At 35.8% G+C, this 19810-nt stretch carries 18 protein-coding genes and 1 riboswitch; of the genes, 15 read left to right on the top strand and 3 right to left on the bottom strand.

Going from position 1 to position 19810, the window contains the following annotated elements:
• The first annotated feature begins 23 nt into the window (after positions 1-23).
• The 5 genes from EG344_RS14410 (at position 24) to EG344_RS14390 (ending at position 4717) form a co-directional block, all read left to right on the top strand.
• Positions 24-977 carry a DUF2157 domain-containing protein gene (locus EG344_RS14410; RefSeq protein ID WP_123910008.1) on the top strand — a complete coding sequence of 318 codons (954 nt, stop codon included), beginning with the start codon at positions 24-26 and terminating at the stop codon, positions 975-977.
• Positions 967-2037 (top strand): DUF4401 domain-containing protein, encoded by a 1071-nt coding sequence (locus EG344_RS14405; RefSeq protein ID WP_123910007.1) that lies wholly within the window; start codon positions 967-969, stop codon positions 2035-2037. Before EG344_RS14410 ends, EG344_RS14405 begins: the two co-directional genes overlap by 11 nt.
• Entirely contained in the window at positions 2024-2512 is a 489-nt protein-coding gene (locus EG344_RS14400) for a GDYXXLXY domain-containing protein (RefSeq protein WP_123857755.1), read from the top strand. The genes EG344_RS14405 and EG344_RS14400 overlap by 14 nt, the downstream gene beginning before the upstream one ends.
• 207 nt (positions 2513-2719) lie before the next feature.
• Positions 2720-2845: riboswitch (FMN riboswitch) on the top strand.
• Positions 2846-2937: 92 nt separating this feature from the next.
• Positions 2938-3585, top strand: coding sequence for a 3,4-dihydroxy-2-butanone-4-phosphate synthase (gene ribB, locus EG344_RS14395; protein WP_123910006.1), 648 nt, complete (start codon positions 2938-2940; stop codon positions 3583-3585).
• Between the two features lie 133 nt (positions 3586-3718).
• Positions 3719-4717, top strand: coding sequence for a T9SS type A sorting domain-containing protein (locus tag EG344_RS14390; RefSeq protein WP_123910005.1), 999 nt, complete (start codon positions 3719-3721; stop codon positions 4715-4717).
• A 122-nt stretch (positions 4718-4839) separates the two neighbouring features.
• Here EG344_RS14390 and EG344_RS14385 read toward each other — a convergent pair whose 3' ends face one another.
• A complete protein-coding gene (locus tag EG344_RS14385; RefSeq protein ID WP_123910004.1) occupies positions 4840-6924 on the bottom strand; it encodes a TonB-dependent receptor plug domain-containing protein in 2085 nt (694 codons plus the stop codon).
• A 183-nt stretch (positions 6925-7107) separates the two neighbouring features.
• Between EG344_RS14385 and EG344_RS14380 the strand changes: the two genes are divergently transcribed.
• The 5 genes from EG344_RS14380 (at position 7108) to EG344_RS14360 (ending at position 12733) form a co-directional block, all read left to right on the top strand.
• Positions 7108-7860: a DUF3575 domain-containing protein gene (locus tag EG344_RS14380; RefSeq protein ID WP_228412741.1), complete on the top strand. Its 753-nt coding sequence runs from the start codon at positions 7108-7110 to the stop codon at positions 7858-7860.
• 100 nt (positions 7861-7960) lie between these two features.
• Positions 7961-8638 carry a response regulator transcription factor gene (locus EG344_RS14375; RefSeq protein ID WP_123910002.1) on the top strand — a complete coding sequence of 226 codons (678 nt, stop codon included), beginning with the start codon at positions 7961-7963 and terminating at the stop codon, positions 8636-8638.
• A complete protein-coding gene (locus EG344_RS14370) occupies positions 8635-9915 on the top strand; it encodes a sensor histidine kinase (RefSeq protein WP_123910001.1) in 1281 nt (426 codons plus the stop codon). The genes EG344_RS14375 and EG344_RS14370 overlap by 4 nt, the downstream gene beginning before the upstream one ends.
• A 91-nt stretch (positions 9916-10006) precedes the next feature.
• Entirely contained in the window at positions 10007-11419 is a 1413-nt protein-coding gene (locus EG344_RS14365) for a porin (RefSeq protein WP_123910000.1), read from the top strand.
• A gap of 21 nt (positions 11420-11440) precedes the next feature.
• Positions 11441-12733: an MFS transporter gene (locus tag EG344_RS14360; RefSeq protein WP_123909999.1), complete on the top strand. Its 1293-nt coding sequence runs from the start codon at positions 11441-11443 to the stop codon at positions 12731-12733.
• A 110-nt stretch (positions 12734-12843) separates the two neighbouring features.
• Here EG344_RS14360 and EG344_RS14355 read toward each other — a convergent pair whose 3' ends face one another.
• Positions 12844-13059 (bottom strand): hypothetical protein, encoded by a 216-nt coding sequence (locus EG344_RS14355; protein ID WP_123909998.1) that lies wholly within the window; start codon positions 13057-13059, stop codon positions 12844-12846.
• Positions 13060-13494: 435 nt separating this feature from the next.
• On the opposite strand from EG344_RS14355, the gene EG344_RS14350 reads away from it, so the two are divergent.
• Genes EG344_RS14350 through EG344_RS14330 form a run of 5 tightly spaced genes read left to right on the top strand, consistent with a single transcriptional unit; the run spans position 13495 to position 17853 of the window.
• The gene (locus tag EG344_RS14350; RefSeq protein WP_123909997.1) at positions 13495-14346 is read left to right on the top strand and encodes an alpha/beta fold hydrolase; all 852 of its coding nucleotides are present in this window, start codon (positions 13495-13497) and stop codon (positions 14344-14346) included.
• Positions 14346-14816 carry an RNA polymerase sigma factor gene (locus tag EG344_RS14345; RefSeq protein WP_123909996.1) on the top strand — a complete coding sequence of 157 codons (471 nt, stop codon included), beginning with the start codon at positions 14346-14348 and terminating at the stop codon, positions 14814-14816. The genes EG344_RS14350 and EG344_RS14345 overlap by 1 nt, the downstream gene beginning before the upstream one ends.
• Entirely contained in the window at positions 14806-15399 is a 594-nt protein-coding gene (locus EG344_RS14340) for a hypothetical protein (RefSeq protein WP_123909995.1), read from the top strand. The genes EG344_RS14345 and EG344_RS14340 overlap by 11 nt, the downstream gene beginning before the upstream one ends.
• Positions 15396-16010, top strand: coding sequence for a class I SAM-dependent methyltransferase (locus tag EG344_RS14335; RefSeq protein ID WP_123909994.1), 615 nt, complete (start codon positions 15396-15398; stop codon positions 16008-16010). The genes EG344_RS14340 and EG344_RS14335 overlap by 4 nt, the downstream gene beginning before the upstream one ends.
• A gap of 58 nt (positions 16011-16068) precedes the next feature.
• Positions 16069-17853, top strand: coding sequence for a M43 family zinc metalloprotease (locus EG344_RS14330; RefSeq protein WP_123909993.1), 1785 nt, complete (start codon positions 16069-16071; stop codon positions 17851-17853).
• A 63-nt stretch (positions 17854-17916) separates the two neighbouring features.
• Here the strand turns inward: EG344_RS14330 and EG344_RS14325 are convergent, their stop codons facing one another.
• Positions 17917-19677: an ABC transporter ATP-binding protein gene (locus EG344_RS14325; protein ID WP_123909992.1), complete on the bottom strand. Its 1761-nt coding sequence runs from the start codon at positions 19675-19677 to the stop codon at positions 17917-17919.
• Positions 19678-19810: the final 133 nt, after the last annotated feature.

Here is a 19810-nt window from a genome sequence, read left to right as displayed (position 1 = left end):
AAAAAAAACACTTAAACACCTCAATGAAAAACATACAGAGAGAAGACCTTCAAATCCTCAGCCGGCACAGCAACCTGAGTGAAGAAGATCTCAAAACATTACTTGAAGACAATATTTACAGCAGCGAAGAAGCATGGCAAAAATTTCTTAAATTATTTCTTATCAGCCTGGGAATCGGGTTTACCGTATCCGGGATTATTTTCTTCTTTGCTTATAATTGGGCAGATCTGCCAAAATTTGCTAAAATCGGACTTACGGAAGTACTGGTTATTGCAGCTACTGTCTTCGCATTATTGCCTAAAATTAACAACAATACCAGAAATATTATTCTCACTGGTGCCTCAGCCCTTGTAGGAGTTTTATTTGCTGTATTCGGTCAGATTTATCAAACCGGTGCAGATGCTTATGACTTCTTTCTGGCATGGACTATTTTTATAACACTTTGGGTCATTATATCAGATTTTGCTCCTTTATGGCTACTGTATGTGGTTTTAATCAATACCACTCTTATTTTATATTCAAATCAAGTGGCCAAAGACTGGGATGACAGTATTATTATTCTTTTACTTTTTGTTCTTAATGCAGCTATTTTGATAGGCTCGATCCTCCTTTCTCATTATAAAAAACTCAGCATCCCCAATTGGTTTACCAACATTCTATCTCTGGCCGTTGTGAGTGTATCCACCTTTGGACTTTGTCTTGATTTTGTTGATAGCCACAGAACATTATTATCCTTTTTAATTCCACTTAGCATTGTTACCTACACTTTAGGAATCTGGTACGGTTTCAAAACAAAAAACAGTTTTTATTTTGCCATTATTCCGTTGAGTATTGTCATTATTATCTGCTCTTTGCTATTCAAAATAGGAGATAATGAAGCCATATTCTTATTGGTTTTCTTCTTTGTCATCGTGAGTATCACGTTCATTATTAAAAACCTGATGAATCTTCAAAAAAAATGGAAAAATGAGAAATAAAGAAAATATCATAGAACTCATGAATCATCTTCGTACAGTAAGCAACAAAGAGATTCATTTTGATGAAGAAGCAATTATGGCTGATTATCAGGAAAAAGATACTAATCATCAATCATTATCTATTAAAATATTATCCATTTTTGGAGGAATAATGGCCTGTCTTGCTTTTTTAGGTTTTGTTTTCATGATGCAGATTTTCGATTCACAAATAGGAGCAGGAATATTGGGAGTCATCTGTATTGCCGGATCTTCTTTGATCAGTAGAATATCCGGAAAAACCATCATAGATACCCTGAGCGTCTCTTTTTTCATTACCGGATTTTCACTGCTGGGTCTTGCCCTCTCTACGGAAGGGGATACTATTTATCCTGTATTCATAGCCCTTGCATTATGCACTTTATTTTTGGTACAAAGCTATATTCTTTCCTTCATTTCCATATTAATTATCAACGGAAGCATATTTGCATTGGCTCAGGTCAACCATATTTATCATTTAACCTCTGCAATTATTATACTTCAGACGATCTTCACTACTTATCTGTTTCTTCAGGAATCAAAAATAATAACCAAAAGCAAAGTTCTATCTAAATTGTATGATCCGATTCGTACAGGAATGATTTTTTCATTTATATTGACCCTTGCATTTTTGGGATTTGGATCTTTTTTCCGTGTTACAGAATATTATTATGACTGGATACCGTCTGTTATGATTGTCATAACAATACTTTACGTGATATCTCTCCTGTTCAAAACATTACAGGTGACTAATACACTCTATAAAATCGCTATTTATGCATTAACGGTTCTGGTTTTATCACCCACCTTATTAACACCAACCATTGCGGGAGCTATTCTCATAATGCTGTTAAGTTTTTATACCCATTACAAAACCGGATTTGTTTTATCCATCATTGCCTTGATCTGCTTTATCGGAAGATTTTATTATGACCTTCAATTTACATTGTTGACCAAATCCATACTTCTGTTTGGATCCGGGATTTTCTTTTTGGCAATGTATTTCTTCGCTCACAAAAAACTGACAGCTCATGAAAAAATATAAATGGCTTATCATCATTTTCAACCTTGTTCTTTTATTAGTCTATTTCAATTATTCAGTGATGGAAAAAGAGACTTTATTAAAGAACGGACAGCCTATCTTATTAAAATTAGCACCTGTAGATCCCCGTTCACTGATGCAGGGCGATTATATGACCTTACGATATGATATTTCCAATACTGTTAATGCTGAAAAGATTCCAAAACGCGGTTACTGTGTTGTAAAACTTGATCCGCAAGGCGTTGCTCAACGGGTTCGTTTTCAAAAAGATGCCACTCCATTGAAAGCAGGCGAATACCTCATCAAGTATTCTTCACCCGACGATTGGAGAATTAATATCGGAGCAGAATCTTTCTTTTTCCAGGAAGGACAGGCAGAAAAATATAATAAAGCCGCCTATGGAGGAATAAAAACAGACAAAGACGGAAATAGTCTGCTCATAGGATTATACGATGAACAGCTAAAACAGATCAAGTAAAATCTATTCATATTAGAAAAAAACACATACAAAATCCGCTCCTATTATGGGAGTGGATTTTTATTTAAAAAACCAATCAGCCATTGAAAATTCCTATCGAAAAACCCTTTCTCATTTCAGAAAACTTTCCGAAATTAGCGGCCTGTGTATTAAATATTTTTAATGAAATAAAAATTTAAATCAAAACATACAGTAAAACTTAGTATAAGTTTTCTTCGGGGCAGGGTGTAATTCCCTACCGGCGGTTACAGTCCGCGACTCCTTTCATTTGAAGGGACTGATTTGGTGAAATTCCAAAACCGACAGTTAAAGTCTGGATGGGAGAAGAAAATGAGACATACGGTAAGATCCTTCATGGGCTCTTGCGGTATTGTATTTCATTTCCATGTACCGAAGACTATTTTAACTTTTAAAAGTAAAATAACATGGAAAAATTATTAGAACAATTCGGAGCAACCTCCAAAGAACGTGTAGAAAAAGCACTTTCAACATTACAACAGGGAAAAGGTATTCTTTTAGTAGACGATGAAAACCGTGAAAACGAAGGTGACATCATCTTTCCCGCTTCCACTATTACAGAACAGGATATGGCACTTCTGATCCGCGAATGCAGCGGGATCGTTTGCCTATGCATTTCCGAGGAAAAAAGCAAGCACCTGAACCTTCGTCCGATGGTGGAAAATAACAATTCAAAAAATCAAACAGCATTTACCATTTCTATTGAAGCCAGAGAGGGCGTAGAATCCGGAGTTTCAGCAAAAGACCGTGTAACAACCATCAGAACAGCTGTTGCAACAGATGCTATCGCTGAGCATATTGCAAGTCCGGGACACGTATTTCCTCTGATCGCTAAAAAAGATGGAGTATTTGACAGACGTGGACATACAGAAGGAAGTGTAGATCTTGTAAAGATGGCTAATCTTGGTGATGATGCCGTACTTTGTGAACTGACCAATGAAGACGGTTCCATGGCAAGACTTCCGGAAATCGTAGATTTTGCAATCAAAAAAGGGATGAGCGTGGTAACCATTGAAGACATCCACGCCTACCGTACAATGATTATGAGTAACTAGACTTAGCCTTATTTAATACACAGAATAACCGTCCAACAATGTTGGGCGGTTTTTTATTTAATTATTTCATTATAAACAACTTAATATAAAAATTATTTCATCTTTTTAACTAACTTTAATAAAAAAATTGACCATGAAAAAATCTATCCTTTTTCTATTGGGAACTTCTGCAATGTTTTCAGCTCAGATCACGCTTACAAAAGCATCCCATGATCCTATTCTCAATGATATTGTTGATAATAAACTTGTTACCGGAACTGTGGATAACTCTGCAATCGGAGCCAATGTCGTCTTTTCAAACGGCAGTCTTACCTTGGGAACTGCTTTACCTATGAATTATACAGCACCAACCGGTACTGAGATTAGCACTTTTCCTGGGTCTACTATTAAAATGTCTGATGGAACCAATACTATATTTTATAAAGCTTCTCCTACAAAGCTAGAAATTACAGGAGTTATAAATCCACAAGTCACTTTAAATTTAAGTATGGATAACGGAACTTATATCAATTATCCTACCACCTTCGGACCCGCACAGAATGATACTGCCAAAGGAACTTTCACCGCTTCTTTAGCCAGCGGAATATGCGTAGGTACCTTATCTACACAGGCTGATGCTTATGGCACATTGATTTTGAATGGCCAGACTTATAACAATGTCCTTAGGGTAAAATTTGTACAAAATTTTAATTTACACTTACCTATCGACATAACATTTACTAATCCTTTAGGCTCTGTTACCAATACCGCCTATTCGTATTATGATGCCACCCACAGATATCCGTTGCTTAGCGCTACTACCGTCAATTTATCAGTACCTGGATTAGGGATCAATCAGACGACTTCAAGTGCGGCAGCATTGAATATTACTACACTAGGAGTAAATAATATAATTAAAAAAGAAAACTTTAGTATATACCCTAATCCTGCACAGGATTTTATCAGGGTTAAAGGAAATACAGATCAGTATTTAAAAGCGAATATTTACAGCTTAGACGGAAAACTTATCAAAACAACTGATCTCAATTCCGGAAACATACAGATCTCAGAACTTCCACCAGCGTCCTATTTTATTGAAGTAAGTGGAAAAAATCATGAAACGAAAAAGAATATAAAATTTATCAAAAAATAACACTAAAAAACTCGTTCAAAGCTGATGAACGAGTTTTTTTAATCCTTTTGGTTGTAAAAGAAGTTCCTAAAGAATAGCGATATCTCTTTTTATACCTTTAAATAGCTTAGCTTGCTGCCTTTCTAAAAAGTAGCAGCCGGAGCTGTATCATTATTCAGTTTCTTCTGAATTTCTGTTTTCTTTCCTTTAGAAAAATCATAACTTAATCCCAGTACAAACATTGATTTATTGTTCATAATCTGGGTATGAATCTTATAATCCACCAGACTCTCAGATAAACTTTTTGTTTTATACTCCGAAGGCATGCCTATCCAGTACATCCCAGTAGAAAACGTCAGATTTTTATGTTTATAGCTGATAAAAATATTATTCTTGTTTTCATTCGTATTCAGAAAAGCTCCACTAAGGCTATACGTCGGGATATTGAACTGATACTGAAGAGAAAAATTTTTATACTCTGAAGCCAGCACAAAATTATTGCCGAGATAATCGTTTTTAATCACCGCTCCAGAACTTGTTTTCACCATTTCTGAAGTAGGAGTTAACACTACTTTCAGCACCAAAAAATTATTCCCAAAAGGTTTATAAGAACCTGTAAGCTGAACTCCATACTGCTGCGCATATTTTCCATTTTCATAAGTAAGCGCATATCCTCCAAATACATCATCCAATACATAATATTGATTAATAACCCGGTCTGTATAAGAATAGAATATATTGGCATTAAAATCAAAATACTTATTATTCAATGAATAGGTCAGGCTATTGGTCCATTTCTGCTGGGATGTAAGAAAAGGGTTCCCTTTTTGCACAATATTGGGGGCCAGCTGTACCACATTACTGCTGAGCGCATTACTCCATGGACTTATGGGCTTATAGCTACTCGTAAAACGAAGGCTCTGATTGTTTTTAAGCTGATAAGCCAATACTATTTTGGGAGTAAAAGACCATTCATCAAAGGTATTTTCTGCACTTTTATTGTGGATATTAGTCAGCCCTGCTCCGATACGATAGCTAAACTTATCTATTTTTCCTGCAAATTCAGTGTAAAAATATTGTTCCAGATAAGTGACCTTATATTGAGAATAGCCGGAAAGATTATTCAGATCATTGGCAATTGAAGATCTGGAGATACGATATCCTGACGAAAGTTTTCCTGCTGCAAAATCATGAACGTGTGCCAGTTCACCTACAAAACTTGTCTGCTTTGCCTTCAAAATCATGTCATTCTCATACACAGAAAGACCAGTTCCTGTCACCCATTCTTTAGCGGTTTCCGAAGTATTGGTTGTATAGTCTGAGCCTACAACATTAATACTCAGCTCATCTTTTACTCCTAGTTTTTTAGAATAATAAAGATCCAGCTTAGGAATTACATAATCAGAACCATTATTTTTAAACATACTATGCTCTTCACCAGTATTATCGACCGTAAAAACACTTTGTCCTGTTCCTTTTGAAAACCGGCTGAAAATATCCATATTCAGCTTTGCCTGAAAAGCATAATCATCAGCAACCAAACGGGTATATCGTAATGCTACACTCTGAAAAGTATATCCAAAGTGATCTTTTCTGTCTTCATTAGAGCGGTAATGCCGGCCATCCAATTGATAATCGTAGATACTGTTCACCCTTCTGTCTGTGTAATCCCTTAAGTTAATGGAATACTCAAAACCTATATCATTTTTACCCTTTGTATAATTAGCATAGGCAGATGCGTTAACAAAACCTGTATTCAATGCTGAAGACTCCTCTGCTCCAAAAACATAACCGGTTTCAGTAGATCTGGTCAGAATATTAACAACAGTATCTGATCTTGTTGCCCATCGTGCCGGTGGAATATCATAATACTCCACTTTTACCACTTCACCAGGAGCAATACTTCTGATCTGAAGGTCTGTAGCTTCAACTCCATTGATTAGAAATAAGGTAGTTCCCCCTTTTGTACTCATGATCGTATTGGAAACCGGATCCAGCTGCAGTTCCGGAAGTGTACCCAGCAAATCCTTTGCATACCGTGCTTTTTCCAATGCTTCTTTATCAAAAGTATATACCGCTTTATCAGCAAACTGTTTCTTACGTTGTGCCTTTACAATGATTTCCTGCAGTTCTTTTGTCCCGGAAGAACTTAAGGTATCATTTTTTACTTCCTGTGAAAAAGCCAGAACTCCGGAAAGAAAGCAAATGGTATATATCGTTTTTTTCATGTCAGAATGGTTATACTTTTAGAACAATCTATTGGTACAATCCATTACATTCATTTTAATTTCAACATAAAAAAACACCATTATCATTAAGAATTTTAATGTTTTCTTCTACAAATCCAAATTATTATGTTAAATTCAGCCCGTTTTTTGCTGTTCTTTTTCTACACCTCAAAATATAAGATTATGAAAAAAGTAATCCTATTCATCCCATTCCTTCTGTTCGCTGTATTTCAGGCACAGGAGAACCAGAACGTTTCGAATGAAAAGATGAATATCATCAAGACGAATGTTACTGCTTATGCATTCAGGAATATCAACCTGTCTTACGAACGAGCTTTTAATCAATGGTTTTCCCTAAATATTGGCTTCGGAACCATGCCGGAAGGAAAAGTACCTTTTATTAATGCTTTCCTGAAAGATAATGATGAAAAAAGATTTGAAAATCTAAAGGTAAAAGCTACCAATTTCACCATTGAACCAAGATTTTATATTGGAAAAGGGTTCGGTAAAGGATTCTATTTTGCTCCGTATTACCGGTATTCTGATGTTTCTTCCAATACCTTTGATTTCTACTATGATTATAATGGTCCGAATGGCATCACCTATCAGATTCCATTGAAAGGCCAGGGAAATACTAAAGGAAATAGTGGAGGACTTATGGTAGGAGTACAGTTTTTCCTTACCCGAAGCCAGAATCTGGTACTGGATTTCTGGATTGCCGGAGCCCATTACGGAAGTGGAAAAGGTGATTTTACAATGACTTCAGATTATGTTCTTACTCCGGATATGCAAGCCCAATTAAAAAAAGAAATAGAAAATCTGGATATTCCATTTGTGAAATACACAGTAGAAACCAATGCTAACGGAGCCAAAATAAAAGTAGATGGACCATGGGCCGGTTTCAGAAGCGGACTTTCTCTGGGATATAGATTTTAAGAATCGTAATAAAAATCCAAAATCATCACAAATTATTCTTTTGTGAACGGTTTTTTCTATCTTTAAACCAAATAATTGCTTATTTTGGATTAATACCGGTATGAAAATCCTTATCATAGAAGACCATAAAGAACTTGCAGCGAATACTATAGATTATCTCAAGAAAGAAGATTATATCTGTGAAGTAGCCTCTACCGCAAAAGAGGCTTTAGAAAAAATTGAACTTTTTGAATATGATTGTATTCTTCTGGATCTTATGCTGCCTGATGGTAATGGACTGGAAATTTTAAGACAGATCAAAAATGATCTTCCACAGGCAAGTGTGATTATAGTTTCAGCAAAAAATTCGTTGGATACAAAATTGACCGGATTAGACGACGGGGCTGATGATTATATAACCAAACCTTTTTCTCTTCCTGAGCTTCATTCGAGAATCAAGGCTGTTTTGAGAAGAAAAACTCCTGAAACCAATCGCCTTCTCATTTTTAATGAAATTACAGTAGATCTGGAATCCAAAGAATGTAAAATTAATGGACAGCTAGTTAATTTTACTAAAAAAGAATTACACCTTCTGATCTATTTTATCAACAATCAAAACAGGATGCTTTCAAAGCAGGCGATTGCAAGCCATCTATGGGGAGATTACACCTACAGTGTTGATAATATAGACTTTGTTTACCAGCATTTAAAAAACCTACGCAAAAAAATTCTTGATGTGGGAGGACGGGATTATCTTCATACGGTGTACGGATTAGGCTATAAATGGATTGATCAATGAATTTAAGTTTCCGTTTTGCCAGAGCATTTACCACCTTGGTATTTTTTGTCCTTATTACCGGCTTTGCTATTCTTTATTTCGCCTTTGAAAGAGCAACTATGCAATCTGCCATTCTTAAGCTTGAAGATTTGAATGCATATGTAACTAACAAGCTAGAACAAGACCCAAACTACGATTATCTTACAGCACATCATCGGCAAACCCGTGTAAAAATTCTTCCCTCTACTTCCCAGAATACAAAGGAAAAAATTATTGAAGAAAAATATATCTGGAATAAAAGCATCCAGTCTTATATCAACAGGATTACGGTGATTACATATCCCGTAATTCACCAAAAAAAACACGCCATAACAAGTGTGCGGTACATTACGATTATTGAAAACAATTTCTTGATCAGTATCATTATGGTTGTCGCATGGATTATGGTCTTTCTTATTATCCTCACTATTATTGTGAGTGTTTTGGTTTCCAAAAAAATTCTTGAACCTTTTTATCACGCAATGGACGAAATCAAAAAATTCAGTTTGAAAGACAGCCGGTCCATGAATCTAATGAAAACCCAGACAGAGGAATTTAAATCATTGAATACCTTTCTCATAAAAATGTCCGAAAGCTCTAAAAAAGATTATCACCTGTTAGAAGAACTATCAGAAAATACTTCCCACGAACTGCAGACTCCTTTAGCTTCTATCAAAGGAAAAATAGAACTATTAATGGACAGTGAACTTTCGGAAAACCAGCTTATCACACTTTCTTCAATGAATGATGAACTGGACAGACTCTCATCTATCAACCAGTCTCTTATCCTTTTGGCCAAACTGGACCACTTTGAAAAAAAAGATGTACACCTGATCAATTTTTCAGAATTACTGAAAGAAAGACTGCATTACTTTGAAGACCTGTTTGAAATTCAAAACCTTACACTGACAAAAGAAATTCAGGAAGAGGTATTTATTGATTTTGATAAAAACCTGGCAACCATTGTTATCAATAATCTCATCAATAATTCTAAAAGACACAATATACATCATGGTAAAATTTCTGTAGTCCTCACAAAGACTTATTTACAGATTTCAAATACCGGAAATCCACCTACTGTTTCTACGGATGAATTATTTAAAAGATTCAGGCGTGGAAACCCCAATCAAAACTCTATTGGGATCGGATTGGCACTTGTAAGAAAGATTTTGGAGATTTATAATGATGAAATCTCTTATCATTTTGAGAACAACCTGCACACCATAAAAATCATTTTCTCAAAACAAATCCCTGATTAACAAGCAAAACAATAACGAAAGTTTAAATTTTATACAAACTTCAAAATTTCTTCAGAATTTATATCTTGTTTAGGAGCAAACAAAAGCACCTATGAAAAAATTGCTCATTATTTTCAGTGTAATGGTCATACAAAACATTTATAGCCAGGATACGGTTAATATCAAAAAGAATCCTATGGAAAATACTTCAGAGAAAAGCCCTCTGGAGGTTGGAGAGCTTAAAATAAAGCTCAATTCCAAAGGTGACCAATGGCTTAAATTTGGTATTTCCAGCCAGATCTGGCTTCGAAGTATCGAAAATAATCCAGGCACAAGCGTCAATGGAGTGCCGCAGGAACAAACTTATGATGCAGGAATCCGGAGAATGAGATTAACGATTCAGAGTCAACTGACTCCTTTTTATTCTGTTTTCTTACAAATGGGGATTAATAATCAGAATTTTATTTCAGGTGGAGGGACCGGAACCGGTAATAATGGAGCCGGAAAAAAAGCATCCTTTTTTTTCCATGATGCCTATAATGAATTGGCTATTATTCCAAGAAATAATTTTCAGACTGGAAAACCCAATAAAAATAATCTCTATCTGGGAGCGGGTCTGCATTCCTGGAATGGGGTGAGCCGTCTTACCAGTGCCAGCACAACCAAAATGCTTGCAGGAGATATTCCTATTTTCAATTTCCCATCCATTGAAATTGCAGATCAGTTTTCAAGGCAATTGGGAGTCTTCATCCATGGAGAGTTTGACAGACTTAACTATAGATTCAGCATCAATAAACCTTTTGCCACGAACTTAAAGCCAGTGGTTGGAGGGCCTGCAGTAGACAATAATCAAAGTGGAAAATTGTCTTATTCAGGATATGCCTTTTATCAGTTCTTTAATAAAGAAACTACCGTCACCTCTTTTTTACCAGGAAATAACCTTGCAGTGAAAAAAGTCCTGAATATAGGCGCTGGTTTCTATACCAGTAAAGATGCTACACAAAGCCAACCTTCAGAAAATACTTTTGAATCTCATCCCGCCAATATTTTTGGAGCTGACATTTATTCGGAAATACCTTTAGGTAATAAAAATAAAGAAATGGGACTCACGCTCTATTCGGTATACTACAATTATAATTATGGACCCAATCACCTAAGGATGAGCGGACTCCTTAATCCCGGAACTCCGGATCAGACATTTACCGGTCAGAGGGCATTAGAAGGAGCAGGAAATAACAGGGTTTTAATGGGAACAGGAAATATCTGGTTTTCACAGGCGGGCTTCGTTATTCCAAAATTCAGTAAGGTTTTAAAAATTCAGCCCTTCTTCAACTATGCCCTGAAAAATATGGAAGCCCTTAACCAAAGCGGAAGTTATTATGATATAGGTGCCAATTTCTATTTATATGGTCAAAATGCAAGAATTGTTGCTCAGTATAGCAGCCGACCCTTATATGATATCACATCTAAAACTATTTTTGACAGAAAAGGTGAATTCCTTCTGTCTCTGCAAATCGTACTTTAAAAAATTTAATATCTTACTCTTATGAATACTACCTCAATTACTACTGCTCAAAGAATCAAAGCCATTGTAGGCGGATCTATAGGAAATCTTGTTGAATGGTATGACTGGTATGCCTATGCTGCCTTTGCTATTTATTTCTCCAATTCCTTTTTCCCGGATTCTGATCTCAATGCTCAATTAATGAATACTGCAGGGATTTTCGCTGTCGGTTTTCTTATGCGTCCTATCGGGGGATGGCTATTTGGAAGTATAGCCGACAAAATCGGAAGAAAAAAAGCAATGACTCTTTCCGTACTGCTGATGTCGTTTGGTTCCCTTCTTATTGCCCTTACCCCAACTTATAAAACCATAGGTATCCTGGCTCCTATTCTACTTTTAATTGCAAGATTATTACAAGGCCTAAGTGTGGGTGGAGAGTATGGTGTTTCAGCTACTTATCTCAGTGAGATGGCAACGGAAGACAGAAGAGGTTTCTATTCAAGTTTTCAATATGTTACTCTGATTGGCGGGCAGCTTATTGCATTAGGAATTCAACTGATTCTGCAAAAATTAATATTAACGGAAACTCAACTGGAAGAATGGGGCTGGAGAATTCCTTTCGTCATCGGAGCTATGCTTTCCATTATAGCGTTATATCTACGAGCTAATCTTCACGAAACGGAAGCTTTTGAAAATAAAAAAGATTTCAATGAAAAGAAAAAAGGAACCATTAAAGAGCTTCTTAAACATCCTAAAGCTTTGCTTACTGTGGTAGGTCTTACATTGGGAGGAACATTGGCATTTTATACCTATACCACCTATATGCAGAAATTTCTGGTAAATACAGTACATCTTAGCAAAGAACAGTCTACCTTAATTTCTTTTATCTCTTTATTTATATTTGCGTGTCTTCAGCCTGTCTTCGGAGGATTATCTGATAAAATAGGAAGACGTCCACTGCTTCTGGGATTTGGGGTTCTGGGAACTTTATGTACGGTTCCGCTTCTAACAGCACTCAGTACCACAACTTCAATGTGGGGTGCCTTTTTCCTTATTATGGCAGCACTCATCATTGTAAGTGGTTATACCTCCATTAATGCAGTGGTAAAGGCTGAACTTTTTCCGTCTGAGATCAGGGCGTTGGGGGTAGGTCTTCCTTACGCCATTACAGTAGCTATTTTCGGAGGAACTGCAGAATATATTGCCCTTTGGTTTAAAAAGATCGGTTCCGAAGAATATTTTTACTGGTATATTACTGGTTGTATCTTATTTTCTCTCATAGTGTATATCGGAATGAAGGACACTAAAAAGACGTCAACACTAGACAAAGATTAAAGGAGAGCTATGCTCAGGAACATTTTTCCGCTAATATTCTAACGTCTTCTATTCACGTTTGAACCTATAAAAAATCAGCGCCGCATATTTTCTGCGGCGCTGGTTATATTTTAATGATAAGCTTGTTTGAATTTTTCTATCATACTGTCCAGATTATGACGCTGAACATACACAGTCTTCACCTCTTCATATCGCGGCGATTTGTAGAAAACTTCATGAAAATCCATACTTCCATTTCCTACTTTTACTACTTTCTGTACTTCGATATTAAGTTTTTTTAGTTCGTCCTTAAAAACTTTAAATTCATCTTGAATATTATTACTCATTTATATTTTTTAGTTTTTAGTTAAAAATTCCATTTTTGTCTGCCTACCCCATCACTTCCCGGGGCAGCGACTTAAACTTTCAATAAATTTAATAATTTTTATCAATATAAATACTATTAAGTCATTATTTTTTAATTCTAAACACCCAAAACGTAAAAATTTAATTTATTTCATAACCACATTAATCACATACCAGAGAGGAAACACAGATAAACAGACCTAAACATCGCATGAATCATGATTTTTATCATATCTGTCTCTAAAAATCTAACCGTAGAGAAAGAATAATTATAAAATTTCAAATGGTATTTTTTCCCTTATCATAACGGATTGCACAGAAGAGATAATCTTTTTTCAAAAAAAGTAAAAAAATAGTGTAACATTTTAAAAAAGCAGGTCTCTAAAAGACAAATAAACCTTAAAACTTTAGAAATCATGAAAAAATTTACATTCCTTCTTATCATCATGTTATTTTTTGCAGCAGTATGTAATATATTTGGTCAGGAAAAAACATACCCGTTTGAGGTAAAGAAAACCGGAAAGGGAAAACAGTCTTTAATTCTTATTCCCGGATTTGCTTCTTCAGGAGAGGTATGGAATGAAACAACTGCAAAGTTTGAAAAAGATTTCACCTGCTACACGTTAACCATGGCGGGATTTGCAGGAGCAAAACCTGATGCTGATGCCAGCTTCAAAGATTGGGAAAAGGGAATTGCAGCTTATATAAAGGCTTATAAAATTGAAAAACCTGTTATCATTGGACACAGTATGGGAGGCGGTCTTGCGCTGGCCATCGCAGCAGATTATCCTGAGCTGGTAGGCAAAATTGTTATTGTGGATACTTTACCCTGCCTGGCTGCAATCTCTAATCCTAATTTTACACCCAAAGAAAACAACGATTGCTCATCAACCATTACTAAATTTACAACAATGACCGATGAAGACTTCCGTAAAATGCAGACTCAGTCTATTCCTCGCCTTCTGGCAGATACTTCTATGCAGAGTACCGTCATTGACTGGAGCATGAAATCTGACAGAAAAACATTTGCCAAAATGTACTGCGATTTCTCTAATACTGATCTAAGGGAAACCATCAAAAATATACAATGTCCTTCTCTTATTCTTCTGGAATCTTATTTTGTATTTATGAAACCATCAATTGAAGCACAGTATACAAATCTTAAAAACGCCAATTTTCAATATTCCACAAAAGGACTTCATTTCATTATGTATGATGACAAAGAATGGTATTTTAATCAGCTCAATAACTTTTTATCTTCGAAATAATGGTATTTGAGGACATTTACGAACTCTACTGGCAAAAGATATTCCGTTTGTGTATGGGATATGTCAATGATACCGATCTAGCTCAGGATCTAGCTCAGGAAACCTTCATCATCGTATGGCAGCAGCTCCCGAAATTTAGAAATGAATCCAACATCGGAACATGGATCTTCAGAATCGCTTCCAATAATTGTCTCCGACAGATTGAAAAGGAAAAAAGATTTTCCAAAACAGATCTCCCCATCAATCTGGAAGAAAAAAAACAGGAATCTATGGAACCGCAAATACAATTACTCTATCAGTTTATTTCAGAGCTTCCGGAAACGGACAGAATTATTATCTCTCTGGAACTGGAAGAAGTAAAGCAAGCGGAAATCGCTCAGATTACAGGGCTCTCGGAATCCAATATCCGGGTAAAAATTCATAGGATCAAAGAAAAATTAACACAAAAATTTAAGCACAATGGATACTAATATCGATTTTAAAAATATATGGAAACAACAGACTTCTCCAAAACCTAATATAGAAGAGCTCCTTAATAGACTGAAAAAGTTTAAAAATGAAAACCTTCGCAAACTGATCTTTACCAACCTCCTATTGATTGCAACCAGTTTATGCATTGCTTTTATATGGTATCGTTATCAGCCCCAGTTTACCAGTACAAAAATCGGGATTGTACTTGTCATTCTGGCTATGGTTATTTTTCTGCTGGCTTACAACAGAATGTTTATGATTTTTTATAAAATTGACAATACCCAATCTAACAGTGAATATCTTCAGAATCTATATCTGGTTAAGAATAAACAGAAATTCATGCAAACCACTATGCTTAATCTGTATTTCATTATGTTGTTCCTTGGAATATGCCTGTATATGTATGAATATGCCCTAAAAATGTCATCCGTTTCTGCCATTTTAGTATACGCCGCAACTTTGATATGGATAGGTTTCAATTGGTTTTATATCAGACCTAAAACTATAAAGAAACAACAAGGAAAAGTTGACGAATTAATTAATAAATTTGAACAAATAAATAATCAATTAAAGGACTCATGAATTCTTCCACCAATAAAAACCACTGGGAAAATGTGTATGAAACTAAAAATCCTGACCAGGTAAGCTGGACACAGGAAAAACCTCAAACGTCCCTTAATTTTATTCATTCTTTCGGATTGGGAAAAGAAGCTAAAATCATAGACATTGGTGGTGGAGATAGTACTCTGGTTGATTTTCTTCTTGAAGAAGGTTATGAAAATATTACTGTATTGGATATTTCTGCCAAGGCTTTGGAAAAAGCAAAAGAGAGGCTAGGAGACCAGGCAGAGAAGGTAAAATGGATTGCTACAGACATTACAGCATTTGAACCCACTGAAACTTATGATATCTGGCATGACAGAGCGGCCTTCCATTTCTTAACAACTCCGGAGCAGATTTCAGCATATATTGATATTGCAGAGAAAAATATAAATAAATTTTTAGTTCTAGGAACTTTTTCCAAAAATGGACCAACCAAATGCAGCGGACTGGATATTCAGCAATATGATGAGGCTTCTCTTTCTGAAAAATTTATGGAAAGTTTCGATAAGATCCAATGTATTACGGAAGATCACACGACTCCTTTCGAAACCACTCAAAACTTTGTTTTCTGCAGTTTTAAAAAGCACTGACCCTTATTGTTTTTTTATTTATTTTTGGTGGAGAAAAACAACACTTAAATAAATAACTTTGAAAAAACTATTATTTCTGCTTATTACAACAACTTTATCTTCAAATTTTTATTCACAGAATGTAGAATTTTTAGAATGTGGAACTGACGAATTAATGAGAAAACATTACGCCAAGTTCCCCAATGAAAAGGTTCAGGATGATACCTTCAATCTGGAATTATCAAAAATGGTCAAAAGCGGCAAATTAGCGGCGAAGAATGGTCAAAACCAGATCTATGAAATTCCAATTGTTATACACGTTGTAGGAGATGGAAGCCCAATAGGAAGTATTAATAACAAATCCGATGCTGATATCATTGCCTGGGTAAACTATACCAATGGTGTCTTTGCAGGAAATGCATCCAGTGGAATGGCCGCTACAAGTTCTCCTTTACCTGTAAAATTCGTTTTTGCGAAGGTAGATCCTAATTGCAATCCTACCAATGGTATTAATAGAATTGATGCTTCCAGCCTTCCAAAATACGTAAGTGGCGGAGTAAATGATGACAACACAACCAACGCAGTTCCAGCAACAGAGATTACCGCAATGGGACAATGGGACACCAGCAAATACTACAATATCTATGTTGTGAAAAAACTGACTTCAAACGCAGGGGCATTGAATGGATATGCTTATTATCCGGGCGGGAGCAACGATTATTCTTTTATGGCCACCAGTGCCTCAGCAGTCAATGCGCAGACTTTGGCTCACGAGTTTGGCCATGCTTTAGGCTTAAGACATACCCACGAAGGATATAATGCGACTACAGGAGATTGCCCTGTCAATACAGACTGTACCTTGAATGGTGATTTGGTATGTGATACTGAACCTATGAAAAGTCTTTATCATGCCTCTGTTCCCAGAAATTGTCAGACCGGACAAATCAACCCATGTACCAGTCAGCTATATGCTGGTGGAGAAAGAAATGTAATGGCTTATACCTTTTGCTTCAGAGATTTATTTACTCAGGGACAAACAGATCGTGCAACAGCACAACTTCTGAAGTACAGACAATCATTAATCAACTCTCCGGTTGCTGCAAGTACAACTCCTAATAACAGTGTATCTCTTACTAGCGCATGTACTCCAACAACAATAAATGCTCCTGGAAATTATAACATTGGAATTACTTCAGTAAAGTTTGGAAGCATCAATAACTCTTCCAACAGCTACAAACAGGCAATTAATAACTTCTATGAAAACTTTACCGGCAACTACTGTATGGGAATCAGCAAAACGACAATTCCCAGCAATACAGCCACTACCATTCAGGTGGCTCCGGGACTAAATAACAGCCACAGAATAAAAGCATATATTGATTACAACAATGATGGTCAGTTTAATGAAATTACAGAAGCGATTTTAAATCAAACGGGAGTAACCAGTGGTTCATTTGCGACTGCTTCTGTCACCCCTCCATCAGATGCTGTATTAAATACTCCTTTAAGAATGAGGGTTATCGGTGATTTGGCAGGTATTACCATTACGTCATGCTATACTCCAGAATATGGACAAGTGGAAGATTATTCCGTAACCATAGTACCGCAGGCTTCATTATCTGTAAATGATATAACTTCAAAAAATAATTCATTCATCACCAAGGATGAAAATTCAGTATATGTAAAAGGGGAATCAAAAATTGCTTCATTACATATCTATGATGCATCAGGAAAGCTATTGGTAAACAGAACAGACATCAATGCTTCTGAATTTAGATTTCCTGTCAATCAAAGGAGCACAATCATCACAGTGAATGTTGTTCTAAAAGATGGAAAGGTACTGACTAAAAAATTAAAATTCTAGATACCTTCAATAACAAAAAAGAGAGCATTTTGCTCTCTTTTTTTTATAGTTTTAAATACGCTTTTATTTTGATTCCTTTTCTTCTTCCAATTCCACTTCATGTCGAAGTTGTGCCTTGTATAAAGTAGCGTAGTATCCGTTTTTATCCAAAAGTTCCAAATGTCTTCCTTCTTCTACAATTTTACCATGCTCCATCACAATAATTTTATCTGCTTTTTCAATAGTGGAAAGTCTATGAGCAATAATAATGGACGTTCTGTTTTTAGTAATTTTTTCTGTGGCTCTCTGAATCAGTTTTTCACTTTCATGGTCAATAGAAGATGTGGCTTCATCCAGGATCAGAATTTTGGGATCAGATAAATAAGCTCTCAGGAACGACAGTAATTGTCTTTGGCCTAAGGAAATAGATGACCCTCTTTCACTTACCACATAATCATAGCCGCCCGGAAGCTGTTCAATGAACTGATCTACTTCAATTTCTTTAGCTCCGGCCTTTATTTTTTCAAGGGTAATACTATCGTCTCCAAACGCAAGGTTTTCAAAAATACTTCCATGGAAAAGAAATACATCCTGCAATACTACTCCGATATGACTTCTCAGATTATAAAGCTCATAGTCTTTTAAATCTACATCATCGATAAGAATATTTCCTGAATTGATATCATAAAGTCTTGTAATCAAACTGATAATGGTAGATTTACCCGCTCCGGTTGCTCCTACAATAGCAACGGTTTCTCCAGGATTTACTTTAAAGTCAATACCCTTCAGTACTTCCTGTTTTTCATCATAAGCAAAGCGTACTTTCTGGAATTCAATTTTACCGGCAAAGTGGTCTTTTTTCACAGTACCTGTATTGGTCATTGAATTTTCTTCATCCATTAATCCCAATACTCTTTCTGCCCCTACAATTCCTCGCTGGATATTATTGAATCGGTCTGCAATCTGTCTTAATGGACGGATCAACATGGAAATATACTGAATAAAGGCAATGACTACCCCAGCACTGATCGTAATATATCCACCATAAAACAGGATAAATCCTATAAATAATGAGGAAATAAGTTCTACTACCGGAAAGAAAAGTGAAAAAATGAAAACAGTTCTCAACAATGCTCCTTTCAAGGTAATATTGATATCATCAAATTTCTTAAATTCTGATTCCTGCCTGTTGAATACCTGGATGATAGACATTCCGGCCAATCTTTCCTGTACAAAAGAGTTTTGGGTAGCAGTCCAGTTTCTTTCGTCCCCAAAAGCTTTTTTAAGTCTTTTCTGAAAAAACCTTGTAATCACGACCATTAAAGGCAGAATAGCAAGCGTAATATAACTCAGGTGAACGTTCGTACTGAACATCATAACCAACACAAATACAATTCTCAGAATATCTCCGAAAACCATCAGGAACCCGTCTGTATATACTATAGCAATGGTTTCAACATCTCCTACTGCACGGGTTACCAACTGACCGATCGGTGTTTTATCAAAGAATGATGTTTTGAAATAAATCAGTTTAGAATATAGACGCTCTCTGATATCCCTGATTACATTCTGTGAGATAAAATTTGAGAAATAAACCAGGAAAAAGTTTAAAATGGTTTCAGCAAAGACCAATCCCACAAGAATATAGATATGCTTCATCATCAAAGCCTTATCCTGCAGCTTTGTAATGTCATTATCCACCACTTCCATGGTAAGGTATGGTCTGTAAGTAGAAACTATAGAGAGTATGACGGAAATTATTAAAGTAAGGATGAACCAAGAACGAAATTTCATTCCAATAAAGAACAGCCTTTTTACAATTCCCCAGGTATCTTGTTTTTTCATTATACGAATCGAAGAAAAGAATTAAAATTCTATGCAAAAATAAGACTTTCTAAATTCTCAGCCTGTACAACTTTTGCAAATCGTCATAGAAAATATAAGATGCCTGTCATTTACAGAATGAATATCTTTCGCA

Origin of the sequence: Chryseobacterium sp. G0162 (assembly GCF_003815715.1) — a bacterium.
In the GTDB taxonomy this organism is placed as follows: domain Bacteria; phylum Bacteroidota; class Bacteroidia; order Flavobacteriales; family Weeksellaceae; genus Chryseobacterium.
The sequence above is the reverse complement of the archived record's forward strand: the minus strand, read 5'-3'. Positions and strand labels throughout refer to the sequence as shown.

Bases quoted from the DNA above. Each gene is read 5' to 3' on its own strand.
- EG344_RS14410 (WP_123910008.1), top strand. From the start codon at position 24: ATGAAAAACATACAGAGAGAAGACCTTCAAATCCTCAGCCGGCACAGC.
- EG344_RS14405 (WP_123910007.1), top strand. From the start codon at position 967: ATGAGAAATAAAGAAAATATCATAGAACTCATGAATCATCTTCGTACA.
- EG344_RS14400 (WP_123857755.1), top strand. From the start codon at position 2,024: ATGAAAAAATATAAATGGCTTATCATCATTTTCAACCTTGTTCTTTTA.
- ribB (WP_123910006.1), top strand. From the start codon at position 2,938: ATGGAAAAATTATTAGAACAATTCGGAGCAACCTCCAAAGAACGTGTA.
- EG344_RS14390 (WP_123910005.1), top strand. From the start codon at position 3,719: ATGAAAAAATCTATCCTTTTTCTATTGGGAACTTCTGCAATGTTTTCA.
- EG344_RS14385 (WP_123910004.1), bottom strand. From the start codon at position 6,924: ATGAAAAAAACGATATATACCATTTGCTTTCTTTCCGGAGTTCTGGCT.
- EG344_RS14380 (WP_228412741.1), top strand. From the start codon at position 7,108: ATGAAAAAAGTAATCCTATTCATCCCATTCCTTCTGTTCGCTGTATTT.
- EG344_RS14375 (WP_123910002.1), top strand. From the start codon at position 7,961: ATGAAAATCCTTATCATAGAAGACCATAAAGAACTTGCAGCGAATACT.
- EG344_RS14370 (WP_123910001.1), top strand. From the start codon at position 8,635: ATGAATTTAAGTTTCCGTTTTGCCAGAGCATTTACCACCTTGGTATTT.
- EG344_RS14365 (WP_123910000.1), top strand. From the start codon at position 10,007: ATGAAAAAATTGCTCATTATTTTCAGTGTAATGGTCATACAAAACATT.
- EG344_RS14360 (WP_123909999.1), top strand. From the start codon at position 11,441: ATGAATACTACCTCAATTACTACTGCTCAAAGAATCAAAGCCATTGTA.
- EG344_RS14355 (WP_123909998.1), bottom strand. From the start codon at position 13,059: ATGAGTAATAATATTCAAGATGAATTTAAAGTTTTTAAGGACGAACTA.
- EG344_RS14350 (WP_123909997.1), top strand. From the start codon at position 13,495: ATGAAAAAATTTACATTCCTTCTTATCATCATGTTATTTTTTGCAGCA.
- EG344_RS14345 (WP_123909996.1), top strand. From the start codon at position 14,346: ATGGTATTTGAGGACATTTACGAACTCTACTGGCAAAAGATATTCCGT.
- EG344_RS14340 (WP_123909995.1), top strand. From the start codon at position 14,806: ATGGATACTAATATCGATTTTAAAAATATATGGAAACAACAGACTTCT.
- EG344_RS14335 (WP_123909994.1), top strand. From the start codon at position 15,396: ATGAATTCTTCCACCAATAAAAACCACTGGGAAAATGTGTATGAAACT.
- EG344_RS14325 (WP_123909992.1), bottom strand. From the start codon at position 19,677: ATGAAAAAACAAGATACCTGGGGAATTGTAAAAAGGCTGTTCTTTATT.